At 61.5% G+C, this 17,183-nt stretch carries 17 protein-coding genes and 2 pseudogenes; 9 read left to right on the top strand and 10 right to left on the bottom strand.

The features are described 5' to 3' along the window. The first annotated feature begins 161 nt into the window (after positions 1-161). From ACF2JD_RS19695 to ACF2JD_RS19715, 5 genes are all read left to right on the top strand, one after another. Positions 162-1,067: a 1,4-dihydroxy-2-naphthoate polyprenyltransferase gene (locus ACF2JD_RS19695; RefSeq protein ID WP_440988024.1), complete on the top strand. Its 906-nt coding sequence runs from the start codon at positions 162-164 to the stop codon at positions 1,065-1,067. A gap of 286 nt (positions 1,068-1,353) precedes the next feature. Then, positions 1,354-3,492, top strand: a complete 2,139-nt coding sequence (gene cstA, locus ACF2JD_RS19700) for a pyruvate/proton symporter CstA (RefSeq protein WP_440988025.1) — start codon at positions 1,354-1,356, stop codon at positions 3,490-3,492. A 59-nt stretch (positions 3,493-3,551) separates the two neighbouring features. Next, positions 3,552-3,749: a YbdD/YjiX family protein gene (locus ACF2JD_RS19705; protein WP_025325546.1), complete on the top strand. Its 198-nt coding sequence runs from the start codon at positions 3,552-3,554 to the stop codon at positions 3,747-3,749. Positions 3,750-3,907: 158 nt separating this feature from the next. After that, the gene (locus ACF2JD_RS19710; RefSeq protein ID WP_440988026.1) at positions 3,908-4,942 is read left to right on the top strand and encodes a GTP-binding protein; all 1,035 of its coding nucleotides are present in this window, start codon (positions 3,908-3,910) and stop codon (positions 4,940-4,942) included. Then, positions 4,935-5,153: a DUF6500 family protein gene (locus ACF2JD_RS19715; protein WP_408817775.1), complete on the top strand. Its 219-nt coding sequence runs from the start codon at positions 4,935-4,937 to the stop codon at positions 5,151-5,153. Before ACF2JD_RS19710 ends, ACF2JD_RS19715 begins: the two co-directional genes overlap by 8 nt. Before the next feature lie 77 nt (positions 5,154-5,230). Here ACF2JD_RS19715 and ACF2JD_RS19720 read toward each other — a convergent pair whose 3' ends face one another. Continuing rightward, positions 5,231-6,625, bottom strand: a complete 1,395-nt coding sequence (locus ACF2JD_RS19720) for a PepSY domain-containing protein (RefSeq protein ID WP_440988027.1) — start codon at positions 6,623-6,625, stop codon at positions 5,231-5,233. A 259-nt stretch (positions 6,626-6,884) separates the two neighbouring features. On the opposite strand from ACF2JD_RS19720, the gene ACF2JD_RS19725 reads away from it, so the two are divergent. Next, positions 6,885-7,292, top strand: coding sequence for a hypothetical protein (locus ACF2JD_RS19725; RefSeq protein WP_440988028.1), 408 nt, complete (start codon positions 6,885-6,887; stop codon positions 7,290-7,292). 177 nt (positions 7,293-7,469) lie between these two features. Here ACF2JD_RS19725 and ACF2JD_RS19730 read toward each other — a convergent pair whose 3' ends face one another. Both ACF2JD_RS19730 and dbpA read right to left on the bottom strand, forming a co-directional pair. Beyond that, a complete protein-coding gene (locus tag ACF2JD_RS19730) occupies positions 7,470-7,760 on the bottom strand; it encodes a YkgJ family cysteine cluster protein (RefSeq protein WP_139744102.1) in 291 nt (96 codons plus the stop codon). 90 nt (positions 7,761-7,850) lie between these two features. Then, complete coding sequence (gene dbpA, locus ACF2JD_RS19735) at positions 7,851-9,230, bottom strand: ATP-dependent RNA helicase DbpA (protein ID WP_440988029.1); 1,380 nt, start codon at positions 9,228-9,230, stop codon at positions 7,851-7,853. A gap of 531 nt (positions 9,231-9,761) precedes the next feature. Here dbpA and ACF2JD_RS19740 point away from each other — a divergent pair. Continuing rightward, positions 9,762-10,967: a NupC/NupG family nucleoside CNT transporter gene (locus tag ACF2JD_RS19740; protein ID WP_111910686.1), complete on the top strand. Its 1,206-nt coding sequence runs from the start codon at positions 9,762-9,764 to the stop codon at positions 10,965-10,967. A gap of 67 nt (positions 10,968-11,034) precedes the next feature. Here the strand turns inward: ACF2JD_RS19740 and ACF2JD_RS19745 are convergent, their stop codons facing one another. From ACF2JD_RS19745 to ACF2JD_RS19770, 6 genes and pseudogenes are all read right to left on the bottom strand, one after another. Then, positions 11,035-11,823 carry an Ig-like domain-containing protein gene (locus ACF2JD_RS19745; protein WP_440988030.1) on the bottom strand — a complete coding sequence of 263 codons (789 nt, stop codon included), beginning with the start codon at positions 11,821-11,823 and terminating at the stop codon, positions 11,035-11,037. 90 nt (positions 11,824-11,913) lie between these two features. Then, positions 11,914-12,066 (bottom strand): annotated as a pseudogene (locus ACF2JD_RS19750) (hypothetical protein); the annotation flags it as partial. Beyond that, positions 12,048-12,791 carry an Ig-like domain-containing protein gene (locus ACF2JD_RS19755; RefSeq protein ID WP_440988031.1) on the bottom strand — a complete coding sequence of 248 codons (744 nt, stop codon included), beginning with the start codon at positions 12,789-12,791 and terminating at the stop codon, positions 12,048-12,050. The gene ACF2JD_RS19755 and the pseudogene ACF2JD_RS19750, both read right to left, overlap by 19 nt. A 259-nt stretch (positions 12,792-13,050) precedes the next feature. Further along, positions 13,051-13,179 (bottom strand): annotated as a pseudogene (locus ACF2JD_RS19760) (cytochrome b/b6 domain-containing protein); the annotation flags it as partial. A gap of 112 nt (positions 13,180-13,291) precedes the next feature. Further along, the gene (locus ACF2JD_RS19765; RefSeq protein WP_440988032.1) at positions 13,292-14,212 is read right to left on the bottom strand and encodes an Ig-like domain-containing protein; all 921 of its coding nucleotides are present in this window, start codon (positions 14,210-14,212) and stop codon (positions 13,292-13,294) included. A gap of 524 nt (positions 14,213-14,736) precedes the next feature. After that, positions 14,737-15,189 (bottom strand): YaiI/YqxD family protein, encoded by a 453-nt coding sequence (locus tag ACF2JD_RS19770; protein ID WP_440988033.1) that lies wholly within the window; start codon positions 15,187-15,189, stop codon positions 14,737-14,739. Between the two features lie 139 nt (positions 15,190-15,328). Here ACF2JD_RS19770 and zntB point away from each other — a divergent pair, with 139 nt between their 5' ends. Then, positions 15,329-16,294 (top strand): zinc transporter ZntB, encoded by a 966-nt coding sequence (gene zntB / locus ACF2JD_RS19775; RefSeq protein WP_106885101.1) that lies wholly within the window; start codon positions 15,329-15,331, stop codon positions 16,292-16,294. Between the two features lie 9 nt (positions 16,295-16,303). Beyond that, positions 16,304-16,822 carry a mechanosensitive ion channel domain-containing protein gene (locus ACF2JD_RS19780; protein WP_139744098.1) on the top strand — a complete coding sequence of 173 codons (519 nt, stop codon included), beginning with the start codon at positions 16,304-16,306 and terminating at the stop codon, positions 16,820-16,822. A 40-nt stretch (positions 16,823-16,862) separates the two neighbouring features. Here ACF2JD_RS19780 and ACF2JD_RS19785 read toward each other — a convergent pair whose 3' ends face one another. Further along, on the bottom strand, positions 16,863-17,111 hold the full coding sequence (locus ACF2JD_RS19785) for a hypothetical protein (protein WP_025325558.1): 249 nt from the start codon (positions 17,109-17,111) through the stop codon (positions 16,863-16,865). Between the last annotated feature and the right edge of the window lie 72 nt (positions 17,112-17,183).

A 17,183-nucleotide genomic window follows, 5' to 3' on the forward strand; every position in this document is an offset into this window, starting at 1 on the left:
GCGCAGGTTGATGCCAAAGGGCGATGATTTCCTATATATTATCTGCCCATTCTTCCATGTAAATTGCCCGAGGGAGCCCAGCCCCCACGGAGCCAAGTATACCTAAATCCGGTTCGATAACCCTTAACACGATCAATATCTGATTGTTTGGCCATCACAATATGACAAATACCTTCTCTGTTTGGTTGCTGGCGGCGCGTTTGCGAACACTGCCCCTGGCGTGCTCCTCCATTTTGCTGGGCTCGGGGCTCGCAGCCAGCCGGGGGGCCTTCGACGGCGCCATCATGGGCCTCTCCCTGTTGACCGCCATACTGCTGCAGATCCTCTCCAACCTGGCCAATGACTATGGTGATGCGGTCTCCGGGGCCGACAACGGCGAGCGGATCGGGCCCCAGCGTGCCGTGGTATCCGGTCTCATCACCCGCCATCAGATGTGCATCGCCATGGGGTTGACCGCGCTGGCGGCCGTGGTGAGTGGCCTCTCCCTGCTGGTCTGCGCCTTCGGGGAGCAGTGGCAGCAGATCCTGACGTTCATCCTGCTGGGGGGGGCGGCCATAGTCGCGGCCATCACCTACACGGTGGGCAAGACCCCTTACGGCTATCGCGGTTTCGGGGACATCTCGGTATTCCTGTTCTTCGGCCTGCTGGGGGTGCTCGGCTCCTACTACCTGTTCACCCATACCCTGGAATGGGATCTGCTGCTGCCCGCCACCGCCTGCGGCCTGTTGGCCACCGCCGTGCTCAACATCAACAATGTGCGGGACATAGAGAGCGATGCCGCCAGCGGCAAGATCACCCTGGCGGTGCGGCTCGGCCGCAACCGCGCCATCGCCTATCACTGGGGGCTGCTGGGGGCGGCGCTGCTGGCCACCATCGCCTTCCTGCTGACCCAGCCCGCGAGTGTCTGGCCCTGGATCTTCCTGCCCGCCATCAAGCCCCTCACCGATGCCGCCCGCACCCTGCGCGAGAGCTTCGATGGCGAGGTGTTGACCGGCGCCCTCAAGAAGACCGCCATCAGCGCCTTCCTGTTCAGCCTGCTGCTCTCGGTCGGGCTGGCGCTCTCCTGAGCGCTGTGCCGCCATGAACTGGCGCTGTTTGTAATGTGTCAGACCAAGAAGGGCCCCGTTGAAGGGGCCCTTACTGTTGGTGTGCCTTGCCATTTTCTTCAAGCATTTCAGCGCTTTTCCCTCCTGCTACAGGCCTGATGGCCGTGATCCGGCTGGCAATATTGAGAAATTCTCGGAGCGGGTCGCCGACTTGTGACGGGCCTCGATTGTGGCACGGCGTCGATTGCTATAGAGATGTAAGCGTATGGGGCTTCATATGTAAAAAACCAATGGCAGGGACAGGCTTATGGACAGGTTAGGGAAACATCTTGGATGGGGGTTGCTGGCACTGCTGGGCGCCAGCTCCCTCGGTTACATCGCCCTCAACAGGGGCGAGCAGATCAACGCGCTCTGGATAGTGGTCGCGGCTGTGTGCGTTTATCTTATCGCCTACCGCTACTACGGGCTCTTCATCGCCAAGCGGGTGCTGGCGGTCGACAGCAGCCGCATGACGCCGGCGGTGCGCCACAACGACGGTCTGGACTATGTGCCGACCGACAAGAAGGTGCTGTTTGGCCACCACTTCGCCGCCATCGCCGGCGCCGGTCCCCTGGTCGGCCCCGTGCTGGCGGCCCAGATGGGCTACCTGCCCGGCATGCTCTGGCTGCTGGCCGGGGTGGTGCTGGCGGGGGCTGTGCAGGACTTCATGGTGCTGTTCGTCTCCACCCGTCGCGATGGTCGCTCCCTCGGCGAGCTGATCAAGTCGGAGATGGGCCCGGTCGCCGGGGTCATCGCCCTGGTCGCCACCTTCATGATCATGGTGATCATACTGGCGGTGCTGGCGATGATAGTGGTCAAGGCGCTCACCCACAGCCCCTGGGGCACCTACACTGTGGCCTTCACCATACCGCTCGCCATCTTCATGGGGATCTACACCCGCTACCTGAGGCCGGGGCGCATCGGTGAGGTCTCCATCATAGGGCTGGTGTGCCTCATCTTCGCCATCGTCTCCGGTGGCTGGGTGGCCGAGAGCCAGACCTGGGCTCCCTACTTCGACTTCGACGGGGTGCAGCTGACCTGGATGCTGGTGGGCTATGGCTTCGTCGCCTCTGTGCTGCCGGTCTGGCTGCTGCTGGCGCCCCGTGACTACCTCTCCACCTTCCTCAAGATAGGCACCATCATAGGCCTGGCCATCGGCATACTGGTGACCCAGCCGACCCTGCAGATGCCGGCGCTGACCCAGTTCGTGGACGGGACAGGCCCGGTCTGGGCCGGGGATCTGTTCCCCTTCCTGTTTATCACCATTGCCTGCGGCGCCGTCTCCGGCTTCCATGCGCTCATCTCCTCCGGCACCACCCCCAAGATGCTGGCCAACGAGAACCAGGCCTGCTTCATCGGTTATGGCGGCATGTTGATGGAGTCCTTCGTCGCCATCATGGCGCTGGTCTCCGCCTGCGTCATCGATCCGGGCGTCTACTTCGCCATGAACAGCCCCCTGGCGGTGCTGGCACCGGCGGGCACCGCCGACGTGGTGGTCTCCGCCGCCGCCGTGGTGAGCAGCTGGGGCTTCCAGATCACCCCGGAGACCCTGACCCGCATCGCCAGCGAGGTGGGTGAGCAGAGCATCATCTCCCGTGCCGGCGGTGCCCCGACCCTGGCGGTCGGCATGGCCTACATACTGCACGGCGCCCTCGGCGGCCTGATGAACGTCGCCTTCTGGTACCACTTCGCCATCCTGTTCGAGGCGCTCTTCATCCTCACCGCCGTGGATGCCGGCACCCGGGCCGCGCGCTTCATGCTGCAGGATCTGATGGGGGTCATCTCCCCCTCCCTGAAACGCACCGACTCCCTGCCTGCCAACCTGCTGGCGACCGCCTTGTGCGTGCTGGCCTGGGGTTACTTCCTCCATCAGGGGGTGGTGGACCCGCTCGGCGGCATCAACACCCTGTGGCCGCTGTTCGGTATCGCCAACCAGATGCTGGCGGGCATGGCGCTGATGCTGTGCGCCGTGGTGCTGTTCAAGATGAAGCGTCAGGCCTATGCCTGGGTGGCCCTGCTGCCCACCAGCTGGCTGCTCATCTGCACCCTGTCGGCGGGTTGGGAGAAGACCTTCAGCGACAATCCCAAGCTCGGCTTCCTGGCCATAGCCAACAAGTTCCAGGGGATGATCGACAGCGGCACCATCCCGGCCCAGTACACCGAGTTCCAGCTGGCCCAGCTGGTGTTCAACAACCGCCTCGATGCGGGGCTGACCATCTTCTTCATGGGGGTGGTGGTGGTGCTCGCCGGCTTCTCCCTGAAGACGGCCCTCAAGGCGCTGCAGAACCCGCAGCCGACCGCCAACGAGACCCCCTATCAGCCGATGCCGGCGCAACAGGGTGCCACCCGACCCCAGTCTGATGACGATACTGACGACGACAGCGATCTGGCCCCCAGCCTCAAGTAAGTCAGCAGGCCGGCACCCCAGGGTGCCGGCTCCTCACTGACGGCGAACAAGGAGCAAGCATGTTTGATACCCTGGCCAAGGCGGGCAAGTATCTGGGGCAGACCGCCAGGCTGATGGTGGGCGTACCCGACTACGACAACTATGTGCAGCACATGCGGCTGACCCACCCGGAGCAGACCCCCATGAGCCACGACGAGTTCTTTCGCGAACGCCAGGATGCCCGCTACGGCGGCAAGAATGGCGGGCGCTGCTGTTAGGAGACGTTGAGGTTTCGGCGCTGTCGCGATGAAACCTCAACGGCCCCTCATACATCCATCACCGGAGCCCATCATGACGCAAGCGGTAGTGGTCACCCTTGCTTGAATGGTTTTCTCGGCTCTGGCTAGATATATCCCCTCACCACAGGACTTTCATCATGACCCAGGCTGTAGCGGTCACCCTGCTGACCGGTTTTCTCGGCGCCGGCAAGACCACCTTGCTCAACCACTTCCTGCGCCACCACGCCGATGCCTCCGTGGCCATCCTCGAGAACGAGTTCGGCGCCGCCAATATCGACGGTGCCCTGCTGGAGGGAGGCTCGGGGGTCAGCGTGGTGGAGCTCAGCAACGGCTGCGTCTGCTGCAGCGTGCGGGGTGAATTTCGGGCCGCCCTGAGTGATCTGCTGGCCCGGCGGACGGCGGGGGAGTTGCAGTTCGAGCGGCTGATCGTCGAGACCACGGGGCTCGCCGATCCCGCCCCCATCATCCAGACCTTCTTTGTTGAAGAAACGCTGCGGGATGCCCTGCGCCTCGATGCCGTCATCACCCTGGCCGACTGTGAACACATAGGTCGTCAACTGGATGAGCATCCGGTAGCGGCGGCCCAGCTCGGCTTTGCCGACCGCATACTGCTCACCAAGACGGATAGGGTGGACGGAGCGACCCGGGAGGCGGCCATAGCGCGAGTCCAGGGCATCAACCCCAAGGCGCAGATCATCGACATAGTGCGGGGGGAGTGCCCGGCCGGGCTCTGGCTCGATCTGGATGCCTTCGCCCTCAGCGACGAGCTGAGCCTGAGCCAAGGCATCAAGATAGTGCGTGGGGGCGGTCAGGGCGTCGAGGCGTTTGCGCCCCTCTCGGCTCGGCCCCGCTCCTGGCAGGATGTCATCTCGGCCCACCTGTTCGAGGGGGGCGAGCTGGACTTGAAGAAGATAGGGGCCTTCATGGAGCAGTGCATAGAGCAGCATGGCAACGACATGTTGCGCTACAAGGGGGTGCTGGCCATCGCCGGGGAGCCGCGCCGGCTGATAGTGCAGGGGGTGCACAGGGTGGCGGGGTTCGATTACGGCTCTCCCTGGGGTGACGAGGTGCCCTGCTCGCGGCTGGTGGTGATCGGTCGCTACCTGCCCCTGGAGGCGCTGCGGGAGGGCTTTGCCCGGACGCAGGCCGGAGGGAAAACGACAGATGCGTGAATCTCTGAGAGAGAAGATCATCCGGGTCTGCCACCAGAAGATCGGCCAGAAGGGGGAGGGGGTGGGCGTCTCCTTCTATGCCTTTTTCGCCAACAGGAACGACGATCCCGAGCTGCTGATGGAGGCGGCGACCTGGTGGATCCAGACCCAGAAACTCGACCACTTCGAGAAGGCGCGCAAGATCATCGCGCTGGTCGAGGCCATGAAATAGGGCGGGATGAAACAAGAAGGGCTCCTGATGAGGAGCCCTTCTTGTTTATGGTTTGCAGCTATCGACGCCGAATGGCCTTAGTTGGCTGGCGCCACTGCGGTCCGGCGGGAGAAGAAGAGGCAGTCCAGCAGCCAGATGACCAGCATGGAGGCGCCCACCAGGGGGAAGCAGATCCCGAGCAGCACCAGCACTGCGATGGCGCCGCCCATGGGGGGCAACTTGGCGGGCAGGGGCGGGGCGGCGAGCCGGCCCTTGGGGCGGCGGCTCCACCACATCCAGAGCCCGCTCACCGAGCTTGCCAGCACCATCAGGCAGATGATCAGCATGACGAGCTGGTGGGGCCAGCCGTAGATCTTGCCCATGTGCAGCATGACGCCGGTTTCCACCGTCTTGGCGACCGGACCGTAATCCTGCCAGCGCACGTCGGCCAGCACCTTGCCGCTGTATTGATCTATGTGCAGGGTGGCGTCGTTGCGCGGGTCGTCGGCGAACAGGGCTATGGTATAGACGCCTGTGTCACCGACCGGCGGCGTGATGCTGTAACCCGGGTGAACCCCGCGCTCGGTGGCGATCTCCACTACCCGTTGCAGGGGGATGCGGTGGCTGGCCATGACCATGCCGTCGTGTTCCCCGCCATGGTTCATGGCGCTGTGATCATGGCTTTCCGGCGCCGGCTGCGAGCTCGGCATGGGGGTGTTCTCGACGGCCCAGGGCACAGTCTGTTCATGGGCATGGTTGAGGGTGCGGGCGAGAGGGGCGGATTTGGGCACCTCGTTCCACATGGCGGCCGGGAAACGGTTCCAGACGTTGGTGAACTGATCGCCCCAGAAGCCGGTCCAGGTCATGCCGCTCAAGAGCAGCAGCAGCAGGAAACCCGCCCCCCAGAAGCCGACCACGGCGTGCAGATCGCGCCACCAGAGGCGTCCGCGCTGGTTCATTCTGGGCCAGAGGATGCCCCCTACGCCGGGTCCCTTGCGCGGCCACCACAGGTAGAGTCCGCTGACGAGCAGCACTATGCCCCAGCCGGCGGCCAGTTCGATCAGCCGATCCCCTGTGGTGCCGAGCAGCAGCTCCGCATGCAGGGCACGGGCCACCGCCTGCAGGTTCCACTTGTTGTCCATGGTACCGAGCAGGGCGCCGCTGGCGGGATCCATGAAGAGGGTCAGCTCGCGCTCACCTTGGTTGACGATGAGCTGGGCGCTCGCGTCGGTGGCCACGGGGGGCAGGTATTTGCGCAGGCTGGCATCTGGCATGGCGATCTTCGCCTTGGCCAGCAGTTGATCGGCGCTCAGGGCCTGGGTGGCGGGGGTCACCTTCATCAACTCGGGGTAGAGCAGGTTGTCGAGCTGGGGCTTGTACAGGTACAGGATGCCGGTGAGAGAAAGCAGGATCAGAAAGGGGGCGACGAAGAGACCGGCATAGAAATGCCAGCGCCAGATCCTTTGGTAATAACTTGCGTCTTGATTCTTCATCTTTGATCCTTGCGCCCAGGCTAAAGGTTTCAGTTGGTGGAATGTTTGGTTGGCGCGGATGATAGCAGCAACGTTTTATTAACTGCAACAGAACATGCTGGCTCCGCCTTCACTTCGTTGCGCACAGAAACTGTGCCATTTGGCGTCGATGTCTGTCGGTGATGGCCTGGGCTCGATGGACTTTTTGCATATAAATCCTTACCTTGTTGCAACATCAGGCGGCGTCGGCGCGGCGAAAAATTCAGGGGAGGAGGGGGACGTGCATTTGCAACCACACGGCCATTTCGAGATGCAGCGACAGGGGCAGGTGCTGATTTGCCGCCCGAGCGGCCCCTTCAATCTGGCGGGCGCCATGGCCTATGAGGCTGCCTTCAGCCAGCAGATCGCAGGATTGCGCGATGCACCCTGGGGGATCGTCGAGGTGGCGACCGAGTTCGAGGCCGCCGGTCCCGAGGTGCTGGCGCGCTTTCGTCGGCAGTTTGGCTGGTGCGCCGCCAATGGCTGCGCCTTTCTCGCTGTCGTGGTGGTGGGCGGGTTCAAACGCTATCTGGCGGATCAGGTCTTCAGCGATCTGCCGTTCAGGGCCGTGGGTTACTTCGAGCAGGAGGCGGCGGCCATCCATTGGTTGGGGGAGCAGCTCGGCGGCGACGTCACATCGGTGAGTTGACCCGGCAGTCCGGGGCCGTCTTGTCTGCCCGTCTCATTCCAGCTTGATAAACCACTTGTCCCGCTCGTCGACGCAGTCGGGCTCACCCATCTCGAATTCACGGCAGATCAGCGGCCGCACCTCATAGAAGTTGCACATCGTTGATAGGGCAGCCCAGCGCGGCTTGCTACCCCTTGGTCAACTCAGCTTGATAAACCACTTGTCCCGCTCGTCGACGCAGTCGGGCTCACCCATCTCGAACTCGCGGCAGATCAGCGGCCGCACCTCGTAGATGCGGCACATCATGGTGTTGCGGTCCAGGGCCGCGCACCAGCCATCTTCCAGCCGGCGCATCACGGGGATTTCCCCTTCCCGATCGAGCACATAGCGATCCGGCACGCCGGTATCGGTAAAGAGCATCACTTCGAGGCGGCAGCAGCAGGCTTCGCAGTTCTGGCAGCTCACGTCGGTTTGGATTGCTTGGGTCATGGTGCCTGTCTTGCCGCATGGCGGCATCGAAATATATGAAACAGGCGCCTGTCAGGCGCCTGTGGTCTGGCTAAGGGCTTGTGAAGAACCTTAGCCCAGTTTGCGGGCGCGGTAGGTGCGCCCCTTGATCTTGCCTTCCTGCAGCCGCTTGAGGGCGGCGCTTGCCACCTGACGCTTGACCGCCACGTAGGAGTACTGCTCGGAGATCTGGATCTTGCCCACATCGGCGCCAGCAATGCCACCTTCGCCGGTCAGGGCGCCCAGGATGTCACCGGCCCGCACCTTGGTCTTGCGACCCGCATCGATGGAGAGGGTCACCATCTGCGGTGCTATCGGCTTGATGTCGCGGCCTATGGTGTCGAGATCCCCCAGCGGCATCGGCGCCTGCTGGTACTCCTCGATCAGGTTGACGCGCTGGGCTTCGTTGGGCTGATAGAGGCTCAGGGCCAGGCCCTGCTGGCCGGCACGACCGGTACGACCGATGCGGTGCACATGCACTTCAGGGTCATAGGTCAGATCAAAGTTGATGACGGCGCCCAGCTCCTTGATGTCGAGGCCCCGGGCCGCTACGTCGGTCGCGACCAGTATGGTGGCGCTGCCGTTGGCAAAGCGGACCAGCACCTGATCCCGCTCCCGCTGTTCCAGATCGCCGTTCAGCGCCAGGGCCGAGAAGCCCTTGGCGGCCAGGTGATCGGCCACGTCGTTGCAGGCGCGCTTGGTGTTGCAGAACACCACGCAGGAGCTCGGTTGATAGTGGCTGAGCAGCCAGGTGAGGGCGTCGAGGCGCTGACCGGCCGGCACTTCATACAGCTTCTGTTCGATGGCGCTGCCTTCGTGCAGGGACTCCACACTCACCTCGACCGGATTGCGCTGCACGCCGCGGCTCATCTGGGCTATCCCCTCCGGATAAGTGGCGGAGAACAGCAGGGTCTGGCGGCGCTCGGGGGCATAGCTGATGACGCGGTTGATGTCTTCGCCAAAGCCCATGTCCAGCATGCGATCCGCTTCATCGAGCACCAGGGTCTCCAGGCTGGAGAGCTCCAGGGTACCCTGCTCCAGGTGCTTGAGAATACGACCCGGGGTGCCGACGGCGATGTGGGCGCCGAAGCTCAGGGTGGCTGATTGCGGCGCGGTCGGGGTGCCGCCACACAGGGTCACCAGCTTGACGTTCGGCAGGGCGCGGGCCAGACGACGGATCTCCTGAGCCACCTGATCCGCCAGCTCGCGGGTCGGACAGAGCACCAGGGCCTGTACGTCGACACGGTTGACGTTGAGGCGGGAGAGCAGGCCCAAGGCGAAGGCGGCAGTCTTGCCGCTGCCGGTTTTGGCCTTGGCGATCAGGTCTTTGCCTTCGAGTACCAGGGGCAGGCTCTGGGCCTGGATCGGGGTCATCTGCAGGTAACCCAGGCTGGTGAGGTTCTCTTGCAGGGCGGGGGAGAGATTGAGGCTGCTAAATTCGCTGTTGTTCACAAAAGGACTCTATTTCGGAGAAAACGGGGATGCGCGAGCGCTAAGGCCGCGCATCATACCAGAATGTGGCACCGGATGTGGCGGATTTTTGAACGCTTAAGCCGGTGCAACCTCAGGGCGGGTTCATCTGTTCCCATGGCGACAGAGGGGTGCAACCGGGGTGGCACCTGGTGAATGTTTGCAGTGGTTCGCTAATTATTTATCAGGGGTAAACGTTTTCTATTCTGGTTGATTAAATTTCCAGGCTGAAATAGGTACCGTGCATGGGAAGGAGTGTTGCGAAAATGATACTGGAATATCCATTAGCGTTGTCCGCGCAATCAGAATATTCCTATCGACATGTTTTATAAGGTGATTTCAACTTGATGTTGCGCGATTAATATACCGTTAATGGTTAATTAATTTAAAAACGTTTGTATTATCTCGCATACATATTATTGAGCCAGATTGTGATGGCTATCTGATTTTTAAATATACGATTCTTTATGATGGCGCCGGTCAAAAATAACAATTCATTCAGGTGCTACAGGTATGGAATACGTTCACTTTGTGCTTGGACTCGTGATGGTCCTCGCGTTGGCGTTGCTGGCAAACCGCCGCAACTGGAAACAGATCAAGCTGCGCTATATCGGGCAGCTGCTGGTGGTGGAACTGGCGCTGGCCTGGTTCATGCTGAACTCCGAAGTGGGCCTGGCAGTCGTGGGTGGCTTCGCCGCCGGCTTCACCAAGCTGATGGAGTTTGCCAAGCAGGGGACCGACTTCGTGTTCGGTGGCCTGGTCAACGAAGGGGCCTTCTCCTTCTTCCTGATGGTGCTGATGCCCATCGTTTTCATCTCTGTGCTGATCGGCATACTGCAGTACATCCGTCTGCTGCCCATCGTCATTCGTGGCATAGGCACAGTGCTGGCCAAGATCAACGGCATGGGCAAGCTGGAGTCCTTCAACGCCATCAGCTCCATGATCGTCGGCCAGTCCGAGAACTTCATCGCGCTCAAAAACACCCTGCCGCATCTGAACGAGAAGCAGATGTACACCCTGGCGGCGACGGCCATGTCCACCGTCTCCATGTCCATCGTCGGTGCCTACATGCAGCTGATCGAACCGCGTTACGTGGTGGCTGCGCTGGTGCTGAACATGTTCAGTACCTTCATCGTGCTGTCGCTCATCAACCCGTACGAGCCGGACAACTCGGTCACCGACCTGAAGGCCATCGCCGAGGGTGACGAGCACCACACCCCGAAGAAAGAGAACTTCTTCGAGATGCTGGGGGAGTACATCATGGCCGGTTTCTCCGTTGCCGTGATAGTGGCCGCCATGCTGGTGGGCTTCATCGCCCTGATCGCCCTGATCAACTACCTGTTCGAGATGGCGTTTGGCGTCAACTTCCAGTACGTCATGGGCTACCTCTTCTATCCGATCGCCTGGATCCTCGGCATCCCGGGTGGTGAGGCGCTGCAAGCCGGCTCCATCATGGCGACCAAGCTGGTGACCAACGAGTTCGTGGCCATGATGGATCTGGGCAAGATTGCCGCCGATCTCTCGCCCCGCACCGTCGGCATCCTCTCCATCTTCATGGTGTCGTTCGCCAACTTCAGCTCCATCGGCATCATCGCCGGTGCGGTGAAGGCACTGAACGAAGAGAAGGGCAACATGGTCTCCCGCTTCGGCCTGAAGCTGGTGTACGGCTCCACCTTGGTGAGCCTGCTCTCCGCCGTGATCGCCGGTGTGATGATCTAGCCATTACCCATATGGCAGTAAAAAGGGTCCCGAGGGACCCTTTTTGTTTGCCAGAGATTCAGTCTCGTCACAACAGGCCTGGGTAAATCAGGATGTTGCTGGAGACGCCATTCAATTCTGCCTGGAAGTTGGTGTCGCCGATGAGCGCAACCAGCACGTAGGTGTTGCCCAGTCCCAGTGTCAGCAGACCGCCGTTCATGCGCCATATCACGCTGTTGGTCACATTCTGGGTGCTGCCATCCGAATAGTGCCCCGTGGCAGTGAAGGTGATGGTTCTTGCCAGGTTCAGCACATTAAGGTCGCTGGTGGAGCTGACCACCAGGCTGGTCAACACCGCATTGTTGACGGTCACCGACTGGCTGGCGACAAAGCCCTGGACGTCGACGCTGACGGTGGCACTCCCTGGTGCGACCCCAGTAGCCATGCCAGCCGACGTGACTGTGATGATCCCTGGGTCACTGCTCTGCCAGTTGGCTTGAGCCGTCACATCCAGCGTCGCCAGGTTGCTGAGTGTCGCCGTGGCCTTGAATTGTGCCGTCGTGCCAGCTGCCAGCGAGCTGATGGGTTCAATCATCACGCTGGTGACAACAGCATTGGACACAGTCACGACCAGCGTAGTGCTTTGGCCATTCAGGGTCGCAGTGATGATGGCCGTCCCCGGTAGTACTGCGTTCACCAAGCCTGTGTTGAGGCCAACGGCGGCGACAATCGGATTGTTGCTGGTCCAAGTGACATCTGCCGTGACATCCACGCTGGTGCCATCACTGTAACTGCCAGTGGCGGCGAGTTGGCCGGTCAGACCGGCGGCCAGGGTCAGCGGTGGCACCGTAATGGTGAGGCCATTCGGGTTGAGCACGGCTTGGGTGACGGTGACCAGCAGGGTGGCACTTTGGCCGTCCAGGGTGCCGGTGAGGATAGCAGTGCCTGGGGCAACGGCGGTGACCAGACCCGTATGCAGACCTACGGTGGCAATGGCGGTGTCACTGCTGGACCAGCTGACATCTGTGGTGACATCGAGGGTGCTGCCATCGCTGTAACTGCCGCTGGCGCCTAGCTGTCCGGTCAGGCCTGCAGCCAGAGTCAGTGGCGGAACAGTGATCCTGAGTCCAGGATACCGGTGAGAATGGCGGTGCCCGGAGCAACGGCGGTGACCAGACCGGTATGCAGGCCTACGGTGGCAACGGCGGTGTCACTGCTGGACCAACTGACAGCGGTGGTGACATCAGTGGTGCTGCCATCGCTATAGCTGCCACTGGCGGCCAGTTGCCCCGTCAAGCCGGCGGCCAGGGTCATGGGGGGGACTGTGATGGTGAGCCCGCCAGTATTGAGGGTGGCGTTGGTGACGGTGACCAGGATGGTCGCACTCTGACCGTCCAGGGTGCCGGTGATGGTGGCTGTGCCCGAGATGACGGCGGTGACCAGTCCGGTGTGCAGACCCACGGTGGCAACGGAGGGGGTAACGCTCACCCAGCTGACATCGGCAGTGACGTTTCTGGTGGTGCCGTCGCTGTAGGTCCCGCTGGCGGTCAACTGACCCGTCAGGCCCGCAGCCAGAGTCAATGGAGGCACAGTGATGGTCAGGCTGCCGGTGTTGAGCGTGGCATCGGTAACTGTGACCTGCAGGGTTGCACTCTGACCATCCAGGGTGCCCGTGATGATGGCTATGCCCGGGGCGACGGCGGTAACCAGCCCGCTCTGGCTGACATTCGCAACGGCAGGGTTATCGCTGCTCCATTGGACGCTGGCGGTGACATGGATTGTCGTGCCGTCGCTGAAGGCCCCGTTGGCGGCAAGCTGGCCGGTGAGGCCGGCAGCCAGTGTCATGGGCGGTACCGTGATGGTGAGTCCACCGGCATTGAGGGTGGCGTTGGTGACGGTGACCTGGATGGTTGCACTCTGGCCGTCCAGGATGCCGTTGATGGTGGCGCTGCCGGGGGCGACAGCGGTGACCAGACCGGTCAGGCTGACGGTGGCGATGGCGGGATCACTGCTGCTCCACTACTGGCCGTGACGCCTGGTACCAGCTGTAGGCTCCGCTGGCTGAGCTGACTGCTCAGTCCAGCAGCAGGGAAGGCCAGGGTGAGCCGACATAGCGGTGGGGCTTGCTCCCCTCTTCCAGCACGAAGAAGTTGAGCAGGCAGAGGGTGACGGTAGCCCAGTGAAACAGCCGGATGAGGGGATCCCACACTTTCACTTCAGATGAGGTTGTCATGGCAAGACTCCATGGGAGGGGCCGCCAGCGCGGCCCGTCACGGCGCTATTCGTCGATCTCTTCCTTCACTTTCTTCAGGCCAGTCCCAGCAGATGACTGAGGTAGCCGACGATCAGCGCATCTTTGACCCCGACAGGCACAGAGCTGGGCGTCGGCCTCGCTCATTTAGTCCCCAGATGGCGATGGCACTGTGGCTAGCAGACTGTGGGTGAAGCCGCGATGGCCACACAGTCGCGACAGGGGTTTCGAGTATCCACGGCAGTCGTTGTCCCAGCACCGATTTGGGATGATCGAGGTCGGGCAGCAGCGCGCTGGCCAAGGCGGCAGGAATGGTCTTGATGGCTGCCACAGGCTGGCATCGGCCAGTGCCGGGGTGAGCTGGAGTTTGTGGGCGAGCAGGGCGCAGGTAACAGAGAAGAGCAGGTGCCCTTGGGCGGTCATGATGGTTACTGTGTGGAGAAAGGGCGGCGCATCTTATCAGGCCGCTGGCGTTGGTCAGCCAGGTAGCCTGGGTCGAGACATCCCTGGTCGTATCATCGGATAAGGTGGCGATGGCTTGCAGTTGCAGTGACAGTCCCTTGGCCAGTCTGGCGGTGGGGGGAATAATGGTGACCTTGGTCGCGATGGCGTCTGTAATGGTCAATTCAGACCTGTTGCTGGTGATCCCCTGATAGCTTGCCGTGATCTTCGTGGCGCTCATCCTGAGGGGCGTGACCAGGCCCTTGTCATCTACGGTCGCGACACTGGTGTCCGAGCTGCTCCAGCTTGCCTGCTCCGTGATGTCGACCGTGCTGTTGTCGCTGTAGGTCGCGATGGCCAGGTATTGGGTGCTGATTCCGAGCGGGGTGCTGGGGTTGGCTTCGGCCCGCGCCTTGTTACCCGCGGTGTCGGCTGATATGTCGATTCGGGTCAGTGACTTGGTGACGGGCGCCGGATTGGTTGGGTTATCCTCTCCTCCGCCACCTCCCCCACCGCAACTAAATAAGAAAAGAGTGAAAAACAGTGAAAGAAATACATTCATTGGCTTGCTCATTGATATTCCCCTTCAATCCCTGTGCTTAATATGAAGTGAAGATCATCCCGGTACTTCTGTATGGGAACAGCGAATCCTGCAGCTATGGCCGCCTCAATGTTTAATGGATAATGAAATCACAAAAGGTGTTGTTATGATTGGGTTTTATTTTTATCGATCAGGCATATTCAATATTTGGTAGTTATTTAAAGCATCCTTTTAGACATGGATTAATTGGCATCATTCATAATGACAAAGATATTATTTGTGATGTTTTAATATGTCTAGGATAGCGACGCTGATAATTCAATCTATAGTGATAGAATTAAAAATATGGTTTTTTGACGAAATCGACACAAAAAGTTATATCCGGAATGGATCTTATGGGCGGGGCTGGCACGGGGAGTGGGTGGGCGCCGTCTGCGGGTCAAGAATAGCGCCAGGTGATGGGGAAAGATGGGCCGGCAAGCGGTGAGCTATCAGCCATCTGGGGGCAGGGGGCTCATCATCAGCCAGGTCATGAGCCTTGCCCCTGTTGTTATGACTCAGGTCAGCTTGCCTTTGAGCAGCCATTTGTCGAGGGCATTGGCGAAGCTCTGCTTGTCGGCGGCGTTGAAGGGGGCCGGGCCGCCGGTCTGAACCCCGGCCGAGCGCAGCTCCTCCATGAAATTGCGCATGCCGAGCCGGGCCTGGATGGTCTCGCGGGTGTAGATCTCGCCACGGGGATTGAGCGCCTCGCCGCCAGCATCGATCACCCAGGAGGCGAGAGGTATGTCGCCGGTGATCACCAGATCGCCGGGCTGAACCTGCTGGGCAATGACATGATCCGCCACATCGAATCCCTTCTCCACCTGTTGGGTCTTGATGAAGGGGGAGGGGGGAACCCGCAGCCCCTGATTGGCCACCAGCGTGGTGACGACCTGGGCGCGGTGGGCGGCGCGGTAGAGGATCTCCTTGACCGGAATGGGGCAGGCATCGGCATCGACCCAGATGGGCATGGCATGGTTTCCTGTAGTTGAAACGGGCATGAAACGAGAGCGGGCATGGTAGCACAGGCGCACCCTTCCCGGTGCGGGGCTGAGTCGGCTCCCGCTTTCGTGTAAGCTGGGGCCTGAGCATGAATGAGAAGGAGACGAGATGGATCGGGTGCCCAGTGACGTAATTTATGGTCTGACCCTGGATGGCAAGGGGGGCATGACCCCGCTTGCCACAGGCAGCGAGATCCCGGCAGCCCAGCCCAGCTGGGTGCATCTGGATTACGGCAATCCGGAGGCGGCCCGCTGGCTGTTGCAGACCCCCTTGCTCAATGACGCCGCGCGCGAATCCCTGCTCGGCCAGAGCAACAGGCCCAAGCTGGTGCGGATGGGGGAGACTGTGCTGCTGATCCTGCGTGGCATCAATCACAACAAGGATCACAGGCCCGAGGAGATGGTGGCGCTGCGCATCTACATCACCCCGGATTTCATCCTCAGCAGTCGCCGTCGCTCCCTGCTGTCGGAAAAAGATGTCTTCCAGCAGTTGGCGCTGGGGGGGGGCGCCATCTCTACCGCCGACTGGCTGGTGGAGATCTGCGATGCCCTGACCGACAGGGCGGGGGAGTTTGTCGAGGAGCTGCACGATCAGATCCTTGAGCTGGAAGAGATAGTGCTGATGCGTGAACTGCCCGCCAACGGCAGACTGGCGCGGATCCGCAAGCAGCTCATCATGATCCGCCGTTACCTCTCTCCCCAGCGGGATCTGGTGGCGCGCCTCGCCAACGAGAAGCTCACCTGGCTGGATGAGGATGACCGTCGGCGCCTGCTCGACATCGCCGATCGACTGCGCCGCTGGCTGGACGATCTGGACGCCGGGGTGGCTCGCTCCGCCGTGCTGGCGGACGAGATCAACAACCTGACGGCGGAGGCCACCAACCGCCGTGCCTACCAGATGTCGGTGATGGCGCTGATGTTCCTGCCCGCCAGCTTCCTGACCGGCCTGTTTGGCATCAACCTGGGTGGCATCCCCGGGGCCGAGAGCCCGACCGCCTTCTGGATCTTCTGCGGATCTCTGGTGGGGCTGGCGACCGGGCTGGCGGTCTGGCTCAAATATCGACGCTGGTGGTAAGGAGCGCGCATGACGACATGGGAATCCTTTGGTGTGACCCTGCTGCTGTTGCTGGGACACACCCTGATCCGCGGCCTCATTCACAAGAGCCTGATGGCGCTAGGACAGAGCCGACAGGTGAGCGAAAACCGGGTGCTCTATGTGGAGCATGTGTTCCACTTCCTGCTCGGCTGCGCCACCCTGCTGATCCTGGCAGGGGTGTGGGGGCTCGACTTCTCCCGGCTGGTGGTACTCGCCTCCTCCTTCTTTGCCGTGCTCGGCGTCGCCATGGTGGCGCAATGGTCGATCCTCTCCAACATCACCGCCAGCATCACCATCTTCTTCGCCTTCCCCTACAAGATCGGCGACCGGATCCGCATCCTCGACAAGGATGACTCAGTCACCGGCGTCATCACCGAGATAGGCCTGTTCTACCTGCGGGTGAGGGATGACAACGGCGATCTGGTGACCTACCCGGCCAACCTGATCCTGCAAAAGCCGGTCAGGCGGCTGGAGGGCAAGGAAGCCGAGCCACTGCAGCCGGAATGAGAAAAGGCTCCTTGTGGAGCCTTTTTTGCTGGTGTCTGCCTCAACGCTCGAAGAAGCGATAGAGGTGCTCGACCTGGATGGGGCAATCGGCTACCAGGTGGATATGGTCGCGAGCCTCTTCGGTCGAGGAGAAACTCATCGGGCAACCCAGGGTGTCCGTCATCATGTAGAGATGGCCGTCCTGACCCCGAAACTCCACTACCCAGCCGGGGGAGATGATGTCATGCATGATCTCCGCCTCCCTGAATCTGTGCTGCTGGTGAAGCGCACGCAATTCGCTGACTGTCATGACATCCTCCTGTGACTCATGGCGCTACCCTCAAGTCTAGTCGCCCGCGGCGGTCGCAGGCCCGGGTCGCCG

Origin of the sequence: Aeromonas ichthyocola (genome assembly GCF_046087985.1) — a bacterium.
GTDB classification, from domain to species: domain Bacteria; phylum Pseudomonadota; class Gammaproteobacteria; order Enterobacterales; family Aeromonadaceae; genus Aeromonas; species Aeromonas rivipollensis.